11 protein-coding genes are annotated in these 15,665 nt (G+C 61.3%); 7 read left to right on the top strand and 4 right to left on the bottom strand.

The genetic code is table 11. The annotated features are described in order from the left end of the window. The first annotated feature begins 165 nt into the window (after window positions 1–165). The 4 genes from C1X29_RS08000 (at window position 166) to C1X29_RS07985 (ending at window position 5,268) form a co-directional block, all read left to right on the top strand. Complete coding sequence (locus C1X29_RS08000) at window positions 166–2,757, top strand: glycosyltransferase (protein WP_102686548.1); 2,592 nt, start codon at window positions 166–168, stop codon at window positions 2,755–2,757. A 97-nt stretch (window positions 2,758–2,854) separates the two neighbouring features. Further along, window positions 2,855–4,006 (top strand): succinyl-diaminopimelate desuccinylase, encoded by a 1,152-nt coding sequence (gene dapE / locus C1X29_RS07995; protein WP_011332670.1) that lies wholly within the window; start codon window positions 2,855–2,857, stop codon window positions 4,004–4,006. Further along, window positions 4,006–4,815 (top strand): putative RNA methyltransferase, encoded by an 810-nt coding sequence (locus C1X29_RS07990; protein WP_096819640.1) that lies wholly within the window; start codon window positions 4,006–4,008, stop codon window positions 4,813–4,815. Before dapE ends, C1X29_RS07990 begins: the two co-directional genes overlap by 1 nt. A 75-nt stretch (window positions 4,816–4,890) precedes the next feature. Beyond that, complete coding sequence (locus C1X29_RS07985) at window positions 4,891–5,268, top strand: hypothetical protein (RefSeq protein WP_039769649.1); 378 nt, start codon at window positions 4,891–4,893, stop codon at window positions 5,266–5,268. A gap of 135 nt (window positions 5,269–5,403) precedes the next feature. On the opposite strand, the gene C1X29_RS07975 is transcribed toward C1X29_RS07985, so the two are convergent. Next, entirely contained in the window at window positions 5,404–5,613 is a 210-nt protein-coding gene (locus tag C1X29_RS07975; RefSeq protein WP_007954750.1) for a cold shock domain-containing protein, read from the bottom strand. A 237-nt stretch (window positions 5,614–5,850) separates the two neighbouring features. Here C1X29_RS07975 and plsB point away from each other — a divergent pair, with 237 nt between their 5' ends. From plsB to C1X29_RS07960, 3 genes are read left to right on the top strand one after another with little or no spacing between them, the layout of a single operon-like run. Continuing rightward, entirely contained in the window at window positions 5,851–8,355 is a 2,505-nt protein-coding gene (gene plsB / locus C1X29_RS07970) for a glycerol-3-phosphate 1-O-acyltransferase PlsB (RefSeq protein WP_102717189.1), read from the top strand. Between the two features lie 51 nt (window positions 8,356–8,406). Continuing rightward, window positions 8,407–8,805, top strand: a complete 399-nt coding sequence (locus C1X29_RS07965; protein WP_085605193.1) for a YbaY family lipoprotein — start codon at window positions 8,407–8,409, stop codon at window positions 8,803–8,805. 24 nt (window positions 8,806–8,829) lie between these two features. Further along, a complete protein-coding gene (locus C1X29_RS07960; RefSeq protein ID WP_102717188.1) occupies window positions 8,830–9,519 on the top strand; it encodes a DUF4197 domain-containing protein in 690 nt (229 codons plus the stop codon). Here C1X29_RS07960 and C1X29_RS07955 read toward each other — a convergent pair. The 3 genes from C1X29_RS07955 to C1X29_RS07945 form a co-directional block, all read right to left on the bottom strand. After that, a complete protein-coding gene (locus C1X29_RS07955; protein ID WP_102686545.1) occupies window positions 9,516–10,910 on the bottom strand; it encodes a Fic family protein in 1,395 nt (464 codons plus the stop codon). The two genes, C1X29_RS07960 and C1X29_RS07955, sit on opposite strands and share 4 nt — an antisense overlap. Window positions 10,911–11,404: 494 nt before the next feature. Continuing rightward, entirely contained in the window at window positions 11,405–14,473 is a 3,069-nt protein-coding gene (locus C1X29_RS07950; RefSeq protein ID WP_102686544.1) for an efflux RND transporter permease subunit, read from the bottom strand. A gap of 6 nt (window positions 14,474–14,479) precedes the next feature. Further along, window positions 14,480–15,580 carry an efflux RND transporter periplasmic adaptor subunit gene (locus C1X29_RS07945; protein ID WP_102717187.1) on the bottom strand — a complete coding sequence of 367 codons (1,101 nt, stop codon included), beginning with the start codon at window positions 15,578–15,580 and terminating at the stop codon, window positions 14,480–14,482. Between the last annotated feature and the right edge of the window lie 85 nt (window positions 15,581–15,665).

Genomic DNA, 15,665 nt, shown 5'->3' with positions numbered 1-15,665 from the left:
GTCTTACACGCTGAAACGAAAGAACTTAAGTCGGGTTGGATTGCCCAACGTCCGGCATTTCCCTGTCTCTTGTAGGAGTCGGCGAACTGCCGGTGTAGGATGCGCGCCCTCTTGGCGTCAACCAGCCGACCCTCCGTTCCACAGCCTTTGGAACCCGACACAGCTATGTCATCGCGTAAATTTGGACTCAACCTGGTGGTGGTTCTGGCAATCGCCGCCCTGTTCACCGGTTTCTGGGCGCTGATCAACCGCCCCGTCTCCGCGCCGAACTGGCCGGAGCAGATCTCCGGTTTTTCCTATTCACCATTCCAGCAAGGACAGTTCCCACAGAAGGATCAGTATCCGTCCGACGATGAAATGCGCCGCGACCTGGAGATCATGAGCAAGCTGACGGACAACATCCGCATCTACTCGGTCGACGGCTCTCTGCAGGACATCCCGAAACTGGCGGAAGAATTCGGCCTGCGCGTGACCCTCGGGATCTGGATCAGCCCAGACCAGGAACGCAACGAGCGGGAAATCACCCGCGCCATCGAACTGGCCAACACTTCGCGCAGCGTGGTTCGCGTAGTCGTCGGTAACGAAGCGATCTTCCGCAAGGAAATCACCGCCGAACAACTCAGCGTGCTGCTCGACCGCGTGCGCGCAGCGGTGAAAGTGCCGGTGACCACCTCCGAACAGTGGCACGTCTGGGAAGAGCACCCGGAACTGGCCAAGCACGTCGACCTGATCGCCGCGCACGTTCTGCCGTACTGGGAATTCATTCCGGTGGACAAGGCCGGGCAGTTCGTTTTCGACCGCGCCCGCGACCTGAAAAAGATGTTCCCGAAAAAGCCGCTGCTACTGTCCGAAGTGGGCTGGCCGAGCAACGGCCGCATGCGCGGTGGCGCCGACGCGTCGCCGGCGGATCAGGCGATCTACCTGCGCACGCTGGTCAACAAACTCAACCGCCAGGGCTTCAACTACTTCGTGATCGAAGCGTTTGACCAGCCGTGGAAGGCCAGCGATGAAGGTTCGGTCGGCGCTTACTGGGGCGTGTTCAACGCCGCGCGCCAGCAGAAATTCAACTTCGAAGGCCCGGTGGTGGCGATCCCGCAATGGCGCGTGCTGGCCATCGGTTCGGTGGTGCTGGCGCTGTTGTCGCTGACGCTGCTGATGATCGACGGCTCGGCCCTGCGTCAGCGCGGCCGTACCTTCCTGACCTTTATCGCGTTCCTCTGCGGCTCGGTGCTGGTGTGGATCGGCTACGACTACAGCCAGCAATACAGCACGTGGTTCAGCCTGACGGTGGGTTTCCTGCTGGCGCTCGGTGCGCTCGGGGTGTTCATCGTGTTGCTGACCGAGGCCCACGAACTGGCCGAAGCGGTGTGGATTCACAAGCGTCGCCGTGAATTCCTGCCGGTGGTCGGCGATTCGGACTACCGCCCGAAAGTCTCGATCCACGTGCCCTGCTACAACGAGCCGCCGGAGATGGTCAAACAGACCCTCAACGCCCTGGCCAACCTCGACTATCCGGACTTCGAAGTCCTGATCATCGACAACAACACCAAAGACCCGGCGGTCTGGGAACCGGTGCGCGACTACTGCGAAACCCTCGGCCCGCGCTTCAAGTTCTTCCACGTCTCGCCCCTGGCCGGTTTCAAGGGCGGTGCGCTGAACTACCTGATCCCGCACACCGCCAAGGACGCCGAAGTGATCGCGGTGATCGACTCGGACTACTGCGTGCACCCGAACTGGCTCAAGCACATGGTGCCGCACTTCGCCGACCCGAAAATCGCCGTGGTGCAGTCGCCGCAGGACTATCGCGACCAGAACGAAAGCACCTTCAAGAAGCTCTGCTACGCCGAATACAAAGGCTTCTTCCACATCGGCATGGTCACCCGCAACGACCGTGACGCGATCATTCAGCACGGCACCATGACCATGACCCGCCGTTCGGTTCTGGAAGAACTGGGCTGGGCCGACTGGTGCATCTGTGAAGACGCCGAACTCGGTCTGCGGGTATTCGAGAAAGGCCTGTCGGCGGCGTATTACCACGACAGTTACGGCAAGGGTCTGATGCCGGACACCTTCATCGACTTCAAGAAACAGCGTTTCCGCTGGGCCTACGGCGCGATCCAGATCATCAAGCGCCACACCCGCAGCCTGCTGCGCGGCAAGGACACCGAGCTGACTCGCGGCCAGCGTTACCACTTCCTCGCGGGCTGGCTGCCGTGGGTCGCGGACGGCATGAACATCTTCTTCACCATCGGCGCGCTGTTGTGGTCGGCGGCGATGATCATCGTGCCGCAACGGGTCGATCCGCCGCTGCTGATTTTCGCGATCCCGCCGTTGGCGCTGTTCGTGTTCAAGGTCGGCAAGATCATCTTCCTCTACCGTCGCGCCGTGGGCGTGAACCTCAAGGATGCGTTCTGCGCGGCCCTGGCCGGTCTGGCGTTGTCGCACACCATCGCCAAAGCGGTGCTGTACGGCTTCTTCACCAGCAGCATTCCGTTCTTCCGCACCCCGAAAAACGCCGACAACCATGGTTTCTGGGTGGCGATTTCCGAGGCCCGGGAAGAGCTGTTCATCATGCTGCTGTTGTGGGGCGCGGCGCTGGGGATCTTCCTGGTGCAGGGCATTCCGAGCAACGACATGCGCTTCTGGGTGGCCATGCTGCTGGTACAGTCGCTGCCGTACGTGGCGGCGCTGATCATGGCGTTCCTGTCGTCGCTGCCAAAACCTGCGGCTGCGCCTGAACCGGCACCGGTGGTCTAAATCCTTCCGGATGCACTAAACGGCGGCCAATGGTCGCCGTTTTGCTTTAAGATAACCGCCATTTTGCGCGCCTTGCCCCCAGCTTTCGGAGTTTTCCATGACGGCCCATGCCGACCTTTCGCCGACCCTCCAACTCGCCATCGACCTGATCCGCCGTCCGTCCGTGACGCCGGTCGACGCCGATTGCCAGAAGCAGATGATGCAGCGCCTGGGCGATGCCGGTTTCCAGCTGGAACCGATGCGCATCGAAGATGTGGATAACTTCTGGGCGACTCACGGTAAAGGCGACGGCCCGGTGCTGTGCTTCGCCGGTCACACCGACGTGGTGCCGACCGGCCCGGTGACTGCCTGGCAGATCGACCCGTTCAACGCGGTGATCGACGAGCACGGCATGCTCTGCGGCCGTGGTGCGGCGGACATGAAAGGCAGCCTGGCTTCGATGACCGTCGCCGCCGAGCGTTTTGTCGCCGACTACCCGGATCACAAGGGCAAGGTCGCGTTCCTGATCACCAGCGACGAAGAAGGCCCGGCGCATCACGGCACCAAGGCCGTGGTCGAGCGTCTGGCAGCCCGTAACGAGCGTCTGGACTGGTGCATCGTCGGCGAACCGTCGAGCACCACGCTGGTGGGCGACGTGGTGAAGAACGGTCGTCGCGGCTCCCTCGGCGCCAAATTGACCGTGCGCGGCGTGCAGGGCCACGTGGCCTATCCGCACCTGGCGAAGAACCCGATCCACCTCGCCGCCCCGGCCCTGGCCGAGCTGGCTGCCGAGCACTGGGATCACGGCAACGATTTCTTCCCGCCGACCAGTTTCCAGATTTCCAACGTCAACTCCGGCACCGGCGCGACCAACGTGATTCCGGGCGACCTGGTGGCGGTGTTCAACTTCCGTTTCTCCACCGAATCGACCGTCGAAGGCCTGCAGAAACGCGTCGCCGACATCCTCGACAAGCACGGCTTGGACTGGCACATCGACTGGGCGCTGTCCGGTCTGCCGTTCCTCACCGAACCGGGCGCACTGCTCGACGCGGTGTCTTCGAGCATCAAGGACATCACCGGCCGCGAGACCAAGGCATCCACCAGCGGCGGCACCTCCGACGGTCGTTTCATCGCGACCATGGGTACGCAGGTTGTTGAGCTGGGCCCGGTCAACGCGACCATCCACCAGGTCAACGAGCGCGTACTGGCGGCCGATCTCGACGTGCTGACCGAGATCTACTACCAGACCCTGATCAAGTTGCTCGCCTGATGCTCGCGTGCCCGATCTGCAGTGAACCGCTGAACGCGGTGGACAACGGCGTGGTCTGCCCTGCCGGCCACCGCTTTGACCGTGCGCGCCAGGGTTACCTCAACCTGCTGCCGGTGCAACACAAGAACAGCCGCGATCCCGGCGACAATCAGGCGATGGTCGAGGCCCGCCGCGACTTCCTGAACGCCGGGCATTACGCGCCGGTGGCCAAGCGTCTGGCGGAACTGGCGGCGAGTTATGCGCCAGCCCGTTGGGTCGATATCGGTTGTGGCGAGGGTTACTACACCGCGCAAATCGCCGAGGCTTTGCCCGATGCTGACGGTTACGCGCTGGATATCTCGAAGGAGGCGGTCAAGCGCGCCTGCAAACGCAATCCGGCGCTGACCTGGTTGATCGCCAGCATGGCCCGGGTGCCTTTGGCTTCCGGCAGCTGCCAGTTTCTGGCCAGTGTCTTCAGTCCACTGGACTGGGAAGAAGCCAAGCGCCTGCTCAGCGTCGGCGGCGGCCTGATGAAAGTCGGCCCGACCAGCGGCCATCTGATGGAACTGCGCGAACGCCTGTACGACGAAGTGCGCGAATACACCGACGACAAGCATCTGGCCCTGGTGCCGGAAGGCATGGCGCTGGCGCACAGTGAAACCCTGGAATTCAAACTGACGCTGGACAAGCCCGAGGATCGCGCCAACCTGCTGGCGATGACGCCCCACGGCTGGCGCGCCAGTGCCGAGCGCCGCGCGGCGGTGATCGAACAGCCCGAGCCGTTCGTGACCACTGTCTCGATGCGCTACGATTATTTCGTTCTTCAATAACTTTTGGTCTCGGGCAACGACCCGGGGCCGGCTAAATCCGCGAATGGATTTTTCAGACCCGCAGTGAGGACATCCATGCGCCAACCGGACATCGAGATTTACCTGAAAGACGCCGACGTCGACCACAAGGCCATTTCCGCCTGGCTGGGCGCCGCGCTCGGCCCGTGCAGCGACTGGGTACAGAAAGGCCAGACTTACAAGTGCAAGGCCGGCAACATCCCGGTGACCTGGCTGCCGAAAGCCGTGGGCAAGTGGAACAGCCTGTATCTGGAAAGTGATGCAACCCCATGGGACGACGACATCGCCTGCGCCCGCGCAGCCTTTGCCGCGCTGAACGTCGAAGTGCGCTGCGCACCGGGGACGTGGGTCGAGGAAGAAGGTGAAGAGACGGCAGATCGCTGGATCCGGATCAGCGCCGATGGTGAAGAAGAGATCACCTGGAAAACTGCGTAACAGACAATGCACAAAACCTGTGGGAGCGAGCTTGCTCGCGATTGCGGTCGGACATTCAACATCAATGTTGACTGAAAGGACCCCATCGCGAGCAAGCGCGCTCCCACAGTGCTTTTGGTGTTCTGAAGATTTGCGTTACAGGCCTACAACGTCTTCAGCCTGCAACCCCTTCTGCCCTTCCACCACCGCGTATTCAACCTGCTGACCCTCGGTCAGCGAACGGTGGCCTTCGCCACGGATCGCGCGGTAGTGCACGAACACGTCCACCCCGTCTTCGCGCTGAATGAAGCCGTAGCCCTTGGCGTCGTTGAACCACTTCACGTTGCCGGTTTCACGTGTTGCCATCTGTTCATACTCCTTTTTTATTATTGAACAGGCTTTTCGCAGGAAAGCCTTTGCGGAACGTCAGCCTGCGTCCGACGTCCATAAAAGGGCCCCGGCGACAGATCGCCGAGTATATGACAGGCGGCAAAACTCTCAACAGGAGATTACTTCGCCGCTTTTTTGCCGATTTTCGAGTAATCCGGCAAACTGTCGCCCTCCCGAGCAAACGCTCGGTTTATCCACTCACGCAGAAGCCGTATGACCCGTTCCCCGTTCCGCCGTCTTGTGTTTGGCACCTTGCGCCGACTGTTGTATCTCTGGGTTCGCTCCGAGACGATCAACCAGTCGTCGTTCACCCTCAACCTAGACCGCAGTCGTCCGGTGTTCTACGTCCTGCAAAACCCATCGCTGACTGATCTGGCGGTGGTCGACACCGAGTGCACCAAGGCCGGTCTGCCGCGCCCGGTGCTGCCGGTGTCCGTGGGTTCGCTGATCGAACCCGCGGCGTTCTTCTACCTGACGCCGGACCCGGACTGGCTCGGCCGCCAGGACAAGCGCGGCGCGCCGCCGACCCTGACCCGCCTGGTCAGCGCCCTGAGCCAGAACGCTGCCGAAGATGCACAGATCATTCCGGTCAGCGTGTTCTGGGGCCAGTCGCCGGACAGCGAGAACAGCCCATGGAAACTGCTGTTCGCCGACAGCTGGGCCGTCACCGGACGCCTGCGCCGGCTGCTGAGCATCATGATTCTGGGGCGCAAGACCCGCGTGCAATTCTCCGCACCGATCCACCTGCGCGAACTGATCGAACACAACAAGGGCCACGAGCGCACCGTGCGCATGGCCCAGCGGATCCTGCGGGTGCACTTCCGCAACCTCAAGGCTGCGGTGATCGGCCCGGACATTTCCCACCGCCGCAACCTGGTCAAAGGCCTGCTCAACCAGCCGCTGGTCAAGCAAGCGATCCTCGACGAAGCCGAGCGCGAAAACATCTCCCCGGAAAAAGCCAAGGCCCAGGCCCTGCGCTATGGCAACGAGATCGCCTCGGACTACACCTACACCGCGATCCGTTTTCTGGAAGTGGTACTGAGCTGGTTCTGGAACAAGATCTACGACGGGATCAAGGTCAACCACATCGAAGGCGTGCAGAAGGTCGCCCAGGGTCACGAAGTGATCTACGTGCCGTGCCACCGCAGCCATATCGACTATCTGCTGCTGTCGTACCTGCTGTTCCGCAACGGCCTGACCCCGCCGCACATCGCCGCCGGAATCAACCTGAACATGCCGGTGATCGGCAGTCTGCTGCGCCGTGGCGGGGCGTTTTTCATGCGCCGCACGTTCAAGGGCAATCCGCTGTACACCTCGGTGTTCAACGAATACCTGCACACCCTGTTCACCAAAGGTTTCCCGGTCGAGTACTTCGTCGAAGGCGGGCGCTCGCGTACCGGGCGCATGCTGCAACCGAAAACCGGGATGCTCGCGATCACCCTGCGCAGTTTCCTGCGTTCGTCGCGGATGCCGATCGTGTTCGTGCCGGTGTACATCGGTTATGAGCGCGTGCTCGAAGGCCGCACCTACCTCGGCGAACTGCGTGGCGCGAGCAAGAAGAAAGAATCGATCTTCGACATCTTCAAAGTCATCGGCGCGCTCAAGCAGCGTTTCGGCCAGGTGGCGGTGAACTTCGGCGAGCCGATCAAACTTGCGGAATTCCTAGACAGCGAACAGCCGGACTGGCGCCAGCAGGAACTCGGCCCACAGTACAAACCGGCGTGGCTCAACGAAACCACCAATCGCCTCGGCGAAAAAGTCGCGCAGCACCTGAACGAAGCGGCGGCGATCAACCCGGTCAACCTGGTGGCGCTGGCGCTGCTCTCGACTACGCGCCTGGCACTCGACGATCGGGCCATGGCGCGGGTGCTGGATCTGTATCTGGCGTTGCTGCGCAAGGTCCCGTACTCGCCGCACACCACCTTGCCGGAAGGCGATGGCCGCGCGCTGATCGAGCATGTGAAGGACATGGATCTGCTGTCCGAGCAGAACGATGCGCTGGGCAAGATTCTGTATCTGGACGAGCAGAACGCCGTCCTGATGACCTACTACCGCAACAACGTGCTGCACATCTTCGCCCTGCCGGCGCTGCTGGCAAGTTTCTTCCAGAGCACATCGCGCATGAGCCGCGAACAGATCCTGCGCTACACCCGCGCGCTGTATCCGTACCTGCAATCGGAACTGTTCATCCGCTGGACCCTGGACGAACTGGATGCAGTGATCGATCAGTGGCTGGAAGCGTTCGTCGAACAAGGCCTGCTGCGTTTCGAGAAAGACGTGTACCTGCGCCCGGCGCCGAGCTCGCGGCATTTTGTGCTGCTGACCCTGCTGTCGAAGAGCATCGCCCAGACCCTGCAACGCTTTTACATGACCGTGTCGTTGCTGCTTAACGCAGGCCAGAACACTATCAGCGCCGAAGAACTGGAAGACCTGTGTACGGTCATGGCCCAGCGCCTGTCGATTCTGCACGGTCTGAACGCGCCAGAGTTCTTCGACAAGAGCCTGTTCCGCCACTTCATTCAGACCATGCTCGACCTCGACGTGCTGCGTCGCGACGAAGCCGGCAAGTTGAGTTACCACGAACTGCTCGGCGAACTGGCCGAGGGTGCGGCCAAACGGGTGTTGCCGGCGGAGATTCGCCTGTCGATCCGTCAGGTAGCCCTGCATCGCAGCGAAGATGCGGCCGATCAGGTCGCCGCCCCTGTGCAAAGCGACTAAATTCCTACAGGCGCCAGGCTTCTTCTGGCGCCGTCGATACGGAGATCTCCGATGAAAAAACTTTCCCTGCTGGCCGCCGCTACCCTGCTCAGCGCCTGCCAGTCGACCTCACCGGCCGGCAAAGTCAGCCTCGACGGCGAAGTGTTCTACCTGCAACGCATCGCCCTGCCACCCAGTGCGACCTTGAGCGTGAGCCTGCAAGACGTTTCGCTGGCCGACGCTCCAGCCGTGGTACTCGACGAACAGAAAGGCCCGGTCAAAGGCCAGGTGCCGCTGCCGTTCCACTTGAGCTACGATCCGGCCCAGGTCAAACCCGGCCACCGCTACTCGGTCAGCGCACGCATCGAAGTCAACGGCGAGCTGATGTTCATCACCACCGAAAACCATGCCGTGCAGCTCGATGGCAAGGATCCGCAGCCGCTGAAGATCCGCGTCGACGCCGCCCGCTAACTCTCTCCGAACAAGGAAGCCGCCATGCTCCGCCCTACCCTTCGCTTCGCCGGCCTGTGCGCGGGCCTGATGATCTCCGCCAACGCACTGGCCCTGTCCCTCAGCGACCTGTCGCAAGGCGACGCCACCGGCGGCCTCAAGGACGCCCTGACCCAGGGCGCGCAACTGGCCGTCAAACAACTCGGCACCCCGGGCGGCTTCAGCAACAACCCGGACGTGAAGATCGAACTGCCGGGCAAACTCGGCAAAGTCGCCGGCAAGATGAAAGCCTTCGGCATGGGCGCCCAGGTCGACGAACTGGAAACCGCCATGAACAAGGCCGCGGAAACCGCCGTCACCCAGGCCCAGCCGATCCTCGTCGACGCCGTGAAGAAAATGAGCGTGGAAGACGCCAAAGGCATCCTCAGCGGCGGCAACGACTCCGCCACCCAGTACCTGGACAAATCCAGCCGCGAACAGATCCGCACCAAATTCCTGCCCATCGTCAAACAGGCAACCGACAAGGTCGGCGTAGCCCAGAAATACAACACCTTCGCCGGCCAGGCCGCGACCTTCGGCGTGGTGGATGCGAAAAGCGCCAACATCGAAAGCTACGTGACCGAACAAGCGCTCAACGGCCTGTTCGAAATGATCGGCAAACAGGAAGAAACCATCCGCAAGAACCCGGCCGCTGCAGCGACGAGTCTGGCGAAAAAAGTGTTTGGTACGCTCTAAGCCGACACGACACGGGAGTGAGCTGTCTCACTCCCGTTGTTCAATCCGCCACCAGCAGATACACGTAAAAAGTACACCCACTCGCGCCCCATTTTCTTCTTCTCGAAAACCTGCAGCTCAACCAACCCGCTCAACGCCGACACCGCTGTGTTGTAGGCACAACCAAGGTGCTCCTTGACGTTCCCCGCTGTGAACTCCTTCGCCACCCCACTTCTGGCCACCTGATAAATCGCTCGCTGCCGCTCTGTCAGCCGATCAAAAAAGCCCGAACAGGTCAGCCAGTGCTCGAAGTTTTCGCTGTACGCCACACTCTTGCGATACACCTCGGTAAACCCCTCCACCGCCCGCAGAATCACCGAACACTGAAACTCGATGAAGTACGTCAGATCGAGCTCATCGGCTTCGCTGTGCAAATACGACCGCCCGTACTTCACCGGCGCGTTGCGCAGTAAAAGACTGATCGCGATATAACGGAAGGCCGAAAAATCATGCTTGAACATGAACCAGTAAAACAGCGCCCTGGCGACCCGCCCGTTGCCGTCGCGAAACGGATGTTCGTAACCCAGGGCAAAGTGCAGCGTGATCGCCTTGATCAGCGGATGCAGGTAGTTTTTTTGCCTAGGTGAGCCCTGTGATTGATTGATCCACTGCGAGAGCAAATCCAGCCGCCTCCCCAATCCGGCGGCAGGCGGAGGCGTGTGCACGGTATTCCCTTCGCCATCCTGCACCACCACTTCATCGTTGGTCCTGAAAAGCCCGGGGTCATACCGCTCGTCATCAATGCCTTCGACACCGACTCGATGGATCGACGCTATCAACTCCACGCTCAATGGCTCGTAACGTTTTTCCCAGGCGAAATTCATCATCCGGTAATTACCCATGACCATCCGCTCATCCGGCGTACGCGGCTGACGCCGTTGCTTGAGCATGTCCTTGGCAACACGGGTAGTGGTCGCGGCGCCCTCCAACTGACTGCTGCTGATCGCCTCATCCTCGATCAGACCGTTAAGCAAATAACTGAAATGCGCCCGCTCGCCTATCTGGCTGGTCATGTACTCCAGCGACGCCGTCGTAGTTTGCCGATCAACCACTGAAAGTGCCTTCTGCGCGGTGGGCGTCGGCACAAACTTCCCCCACTGCGCCGGTTCCCCCAAAGGCAGAAGATGAATGTACTGAGCGACCCGTGCCATCTTGACCAACGCCCAACACAAACGCGAATCCAGCCCGCTGGCCCAGCGATACCGCAAATCCTCAAAAGGCAGATACCGCCCCTGATCATCCAGCGGCTTGAGCAACGCAAGATAATCCGCCAGACGCTGCTTGTGAGGCGCGCGCATCAACAACTCAAAGACTGGATCGGCCCGACCCTTCAATACCGGCGGTTTCTTCATCAACGCTGCTCAACCAAGGCTGAAAAACAGCCTCGAGTACAGCACCGCCAACACAGCGACTCAATATCGGAGGCGTCTGAAAAACATGTAGGAGAGAACACCCCCCTCCTACAACGAGCAAATAAAGGCGTAAACCACAATGAGCGTTAGCTCGAGTAACGCTTTTGACGTGCCGGCCCCATCGGCCGGCTGAGTGGAGGGGTTTATCCGGGGGTAGGCGCGTAGCGCCGTTCGACGAAGTCGAACACATCGAGAGGAGGTGCAGCGAAGCAAACCGTAGGCGATGCCCCCGGATGAATCCCGGAACGAAGGAACCCCGAGCCCCAGCGAGGGGCCGAACGCCGGGGCCCAGCGTTTTGCTTACTTTTGGGCGTTTGCAAAAGTGAGCCGCTGTAAGAGCGGAACCGCCAGCGGCAACACCCGCAGAAACGGATATTCACCCAAAACCCCAAGAGCCTGGTCGGCCCAAAGGCCGCCAAGCTCACCAAACCAAATCAAGACTCCTTGCGAACCCTGAACCAAGCCGCATACAACGCCGGCAAAAACAAAAGCGTCAAAGCAGTAGCAACAATCAACCCCCCCATAATCGCCACCGCCATCGGCCCAAAAAACACACTGCGAGAAAGCGGAATCATCGCCAACACCGCCGCCAAAGCCGTCAACACAATCGGCCGGAACCGCCGCACAGTCGCCTCGATTATCGCCTGCCACGGCTTGAGCCCGGCGGCGATATCCTGCTCGATCTGATCCACCAGAATCACCGAGTTACGCATGATCATCCCCGACAGCGCGATCGTCCCGAGCATCGCCACAAACCCGAACGGCTGACGGAACACCAGCAGAAACAGCGTCACCCCGATCAACCCCAGCGGTGCGGTCAGAAACACCATCGCCGTGCGTGAAAAACTGCGCAACTGCACCATCAGCAACGTCAGCACCACGACAATGAACATTGGTACGCCAGCGTTCACCGACTTCTGCCCACGCTCCGAATCCTCCACCGTACCGCCGACATCCAGCAAATAGCCGTCCGGCAATTCGGCACGAATCGGATCAAGCGTCGGCATGATCTGCTTCACCAGCGTCGCCGGCTGCTCCTTGCCATAGATGTCGGCGCGCACGGTCACGTTCGGCAGGCGATTGCGGTGCCAGATGATGCCTTCCTCGAAGCCATATTCCAGCGTGGCAATCTGCGACAGCGCGACGCTGCGACCGTTGTCGGTCGGCACCGCCAGACTCGGCAGCAACGACAGCTCGGTGCGCTCGTGCACGGTGCCGCGCAGGAGGATTTCGATCAGTTCGTTGTCCTCGCGGTACTGGCTGACGCTGGAACCGGTCAGCGAACTCTGGAGGAATTTCGCCAGATTCGCCGTGCTCACGCCCAACGCCCGGGCGCGATCCTGATCGATGTTCAGGTACACGACCTTGCTCGGCTCTTCCCAGTCCAGATGCACGTTCACCACATGCGGGTTCTCGCGCACCTTGGCCGCGACTTTCCGGGCCAGTGCACGCACTTCCTCAATGTGCTCGCCGGTGACGCGGAACTGCACCGGATAGCCAACCGGCGGGCCGTTTTCCAGACGCGTGACCCGCGAGCGCAGGGACGGGAACTGCTCGTTCAACGTGTCGATCAGCCACGTGCGCAGCGCTTCGCGCTCCTCGATGGTTTTCGCCAGCACGACAAATTGGGCGAAGCTCGCCGCCGGCAGTTGTTGATCCAGCGGCAGGTAGAAACGTGGCGAACCGGTGCCGACGTAAGCGACATAGTTGTCGATGCCGGCGTGATCCTTGAGCATCGCTTCCAGCCGTTTGACCTCACCCGTGGTATTGGCCAGCGAGGCGCCTTCGGCAAGCTTCAGATCGACCATCAACTCCAGTCGCCCGGAAGCCGGGAAGAACTGCTGCGGCACAAACCGGAACAACGCCACCGACGCCACGAACAGCAGCACGGTGAGCACGATCACGGTTTTGCGCCGACGTACGCACCACTCCACCAGACGCCGTACCCGCTGGTAGAACGGCGTTCCGTAAGGATCCGTCTGGCCGTCAGCCGTACCGTGTTTGGCTGCGTGAATCTTCGCCAGATCCGGCAGGAGCTTTTCCCCCAGATACGGCACAAACACCACGGCCGCTACCCAGGATGCGAGCAAGGCGATGGTCACCACCTGGAAGATCGAGCGGGTGTATTCGCCTGTGCCCGACTGCGCCGTGGCAATCGGCAGGAAGCCTGCCGCGGTGATCAGCGTACCGGTGAGCATCGGGAACGCGGTGCTGGTCCAGGCATAACTGGCAGCCTTGATCCGGTCGAAACCCTGCTCCATTTTGATCGCCATCATTTCTACGGCGATTATCGCGTCGTCCACCAGCAAACCCAGCGCCAGTACCAGCGCACCGAGGGAAATCTTGTGCAGGCCGATGCCGAGGTAATACATGCAGGCGAACGTCATCGCCAGCACCAGCGGAATGGTCAGCGCCACCACCATGCCGGTGCGCACGCCGAGCGAAAAGAAGCTCACCAGCAACACGATGGCCAGCGCTTCGACCAGCACCTGGACGAACTCGCCGACGCCGGTTTTCACAGCTGCGGGCTGATCGGAGACCTTGCGCAACTGCATGCCGGCCGGGAGGTTTTTCTGGATCCGGGCGAATTCGATTTCCAGGGCCTTGCCCAGCACCAGAATGTCGCCGCCGTCCTTCATCGCCACCGCAAGGCCGATGGCGTCTTCGCCCATGAAGCGCATGCGCGGTGCCGGAGGATCGTTGAAACCACGCCGCACGTCAGCGACATCGGAGATGCGGAACGTACGATCCCCGACCCGGATCGGGAAGTTCTTGATCTCGTCGACTGTCTGAAAATTCCCCGACACCCGCAGCTGCAAACGCTCGCTACCGGTTTCGAAAAACCCTGCGGTGGACACAGCGTTCTGTTCCTCCAGCGCCTGCTGCACGGCTGCCAGCGGCAAGCCGAGTGTGGCGAGTTTGACGTTGGACAATTCGACCCAGACCTTCTCGTCCTGCAAACCGAGCAGATCAACCTTGCCCACGTCCTTGACCCGTTGCAGCTGGATCTGGATGCGGTCGGCGTAATCCTTGAGCACCGCGTAGTCGAAACCGTCGCCGGTCAGCGCATAGATATTGCCGAAGGTGGTGCCGAACTCATCGTTGAAAAACGGCCCCTGAATGCCCGGCGGCAGGGTCTGGCGAATGTCGCTGACTTTCTTGCGCACCTGATACCAGAGATCCGGGATCTCCACCGAATGCATCGAGTCGCGGGCAATGAACGTGACCTGGGATTCACCGGGGCGGGAGAACGAAACGATGCGCTCGTACTCGCCGGTTTCCATCAGTTTCTTTTCGATGCGTTCGGTAACCTGACGCGAGACTTCCTGAGCCGTGGCGCCGGGCCAACGGGTCTGAATAACCATCGCCTTGAAGGTGAACGGCGGGTCTTCACTCTGGCCGAGCTTGGTGTAGGACAAGGCGCCGACGATCGCCAGCAAAAGCATCAGGAACAGTACGATCTGGCGATTGCGCAGCGCCCAGGCGGAAAGATTGAAACCCATCGGGGATTACTCCTTGTCCGCCAGATTGACCACGCGGTTGGAGCGATCCACCGGACGCACCTGCTGCCCTTCCAGCAGCACATGCACACCAGCGGCGACCACCCAGTCGCTGGCGTTCAGGCCTTCGAGCACCGGCACGGTTTTCTCACCGAACGGGCCGGTGCGCACCGGGGTCTTTTTCAGGGTGTTGTTGGCGCTGACGACCCAGACGTAGGTCGCGCCGTTTTCGGCAGTCAGTGCCGAGAGCGGCACCGACAGCGGGATGACATCGGCGGTCTGCACGAAGACCCGGGCGCTCTGGCCCAGTTCTGCCGGGACCTTGCCGGCGGTGAATGAAATACGTGCGGCGAAGGTGCGGGATTTCGGATCGGCGGCCGGCGACAGCTCGCGGATCTGCCCGGCGAAGCGCTGATTCTGTTGCGTCCACAGCTCCACCGAGACAGGCTGGCCGACCTTGAAGCGGCCGAAGCTCTGCTCCGGCAGGCTGATCAGCACTTCCCGCTCGCCATCAGTGGCGAGGGTAAAAACGGTCTGCCCGGCGGCGACCACTTGCCCGACTTCCACCGAACGCTTGGCCACCACGCCATCCTGGGGCGCACGCAGCACGGCGTAACTGGCCTGATTGGTCGAGACGTTGAATTCGGCTTTGATCTGTTTGAGGCGGGCTTCGCCGGAGCGGTAGAGGTTCTCGGCATTGTCGTAGGCCGAGCGGCTGACCATCTGCCGTTCCATCAAGGTCTTGTAGCGGTCACGCTCGGCGCGCACCAGGTTCAGGTTGGCTTCGGCGGCCGCGACCTGAGCCCGGGTGGCTTCCAGTTGCAGGCGTACATCCTGCGGATCGAGTTCGGCGAGTGGTTGGTCGGCCTTCACGCGCTGGCCTTCCTCGACCAGTCGTCGGCTGACTTTGCCGCCGATGCGGAACGCCAGATCGGGTTCGTAGCGGGCGCGAACCTCGCCCGGATAACTTTCCATCGCCTGCGCCGAAGGCTCTGGCTGCACCACCATGGCCGGTCGCACGCTGACTTGCGTCACCTCTTCCTTGCCACATGCCGACAATAAAAACGCCAGACTGACTGGCACCGCAAAGGACAACGCATGGCGGAACATGGTGAAGGACCTTTCGCTAAGGAGGCTTGGAATAATTATACTGGCCGGTATGTTATTAATAGCAAACTCACCAGTCCAGTATTAA

Origin of the sequence: Pseudomonas sp. GW456-12-10-14-LB2, assembly GCF_002884345.1 — a bacterium.
GTDB classification, from domain to species: Bacteria; Pseudomonadota; Gammaproteobacteria; order Pseudomonadales; family Pseudomonadaceae; genus Aquipseudomonas; species Aquipseudomonas paraglycinae.
This window is presented reverse-complemented; position numbering and strand designations above follow the sequence as displayed.

Excerpts from the sequence above, each read along its gene's own strand:
- C1X29_RS07960 (WP_102717188.1), top strand. The coding sequence starts at position 8,830 with ATGCTCCGCCCTACCCTTCGCTTCGCCGGCCTGTGCGCGGGCCTGATG.
- C1X29_RS08000 (WP_102686548.1), top strand. The coding sequence starts at position 166 with ATGTCATCGCGTAAATTTGGACTCAACCTGGTGGTGGTTCTGGCAATC.
- C1X29_RS07985 (WP_039769649.1), top strand. The coding sequence starts at position 4,891 with ATGCGCCAACCGGACATCGAGATTTACCTGAAAGACGCCGACGTCGAC.
- C1X29_RS07965 (WP_085605193.1), top strand. The coding sequence starts at position 8,407 with ATGAAAAAACTTTCCCTGCTGGCCGCCGCTACCCTGCTCAGCGCCTGC.
- C1X29_RS07950 (WP_102686544.1), bottom strand. The coding sequence starts at position 14,473 with ATGGGTTTCAATCTTTCCGCCTGGGCGCTGCGCAATCGCCAGATCGTA.
- C1X29_RS07945 (WP_102717187.1), bottom strand. The coding sequence starts at position 15,580 with ATGTTCCGCCATGCGTTGTCCTTTGCGGTGCCAGTCAGTCTGGCGTTT.
- dapE (WP_011332670.1), top strand. The coding sequence starts at position 2,855 with ATGACGGCCCATGCCGACCTTTCGCCGACCCTCCAACTCGCCATCGAC.
- C1X29_RS07990 (WP_096819640.1), top strand. The coding sequence starts at position 4,006 with ATGCTCGCGTGCCCGATCTGCAGTGAACCGCTGAACGCGGTGGACAAC.
- plsB (WP_102717189.1), top strand. The coding sequence starts at position 5,851 with ATGACCCGTTCCCCGTTCCGCCGTCTTGTGTTTGGCACCTTGCGCCGA.
- C1X29_RS07955 (WP_102686545.1), bottom strand. The coding sequence starts at position 10,910 with ATGAAGAAACCGCCGGTATTGAAGGGTCGGGCCGATCCAGTCTTTGAG.
- C1X29_RS07975 (WP_007954750.1), bottom strand. The coding sequence starts at position 5,613 with ATGGCAACACGTGAAACCGGCAACGTGAAGTGGTTCAACGACGCCAAG.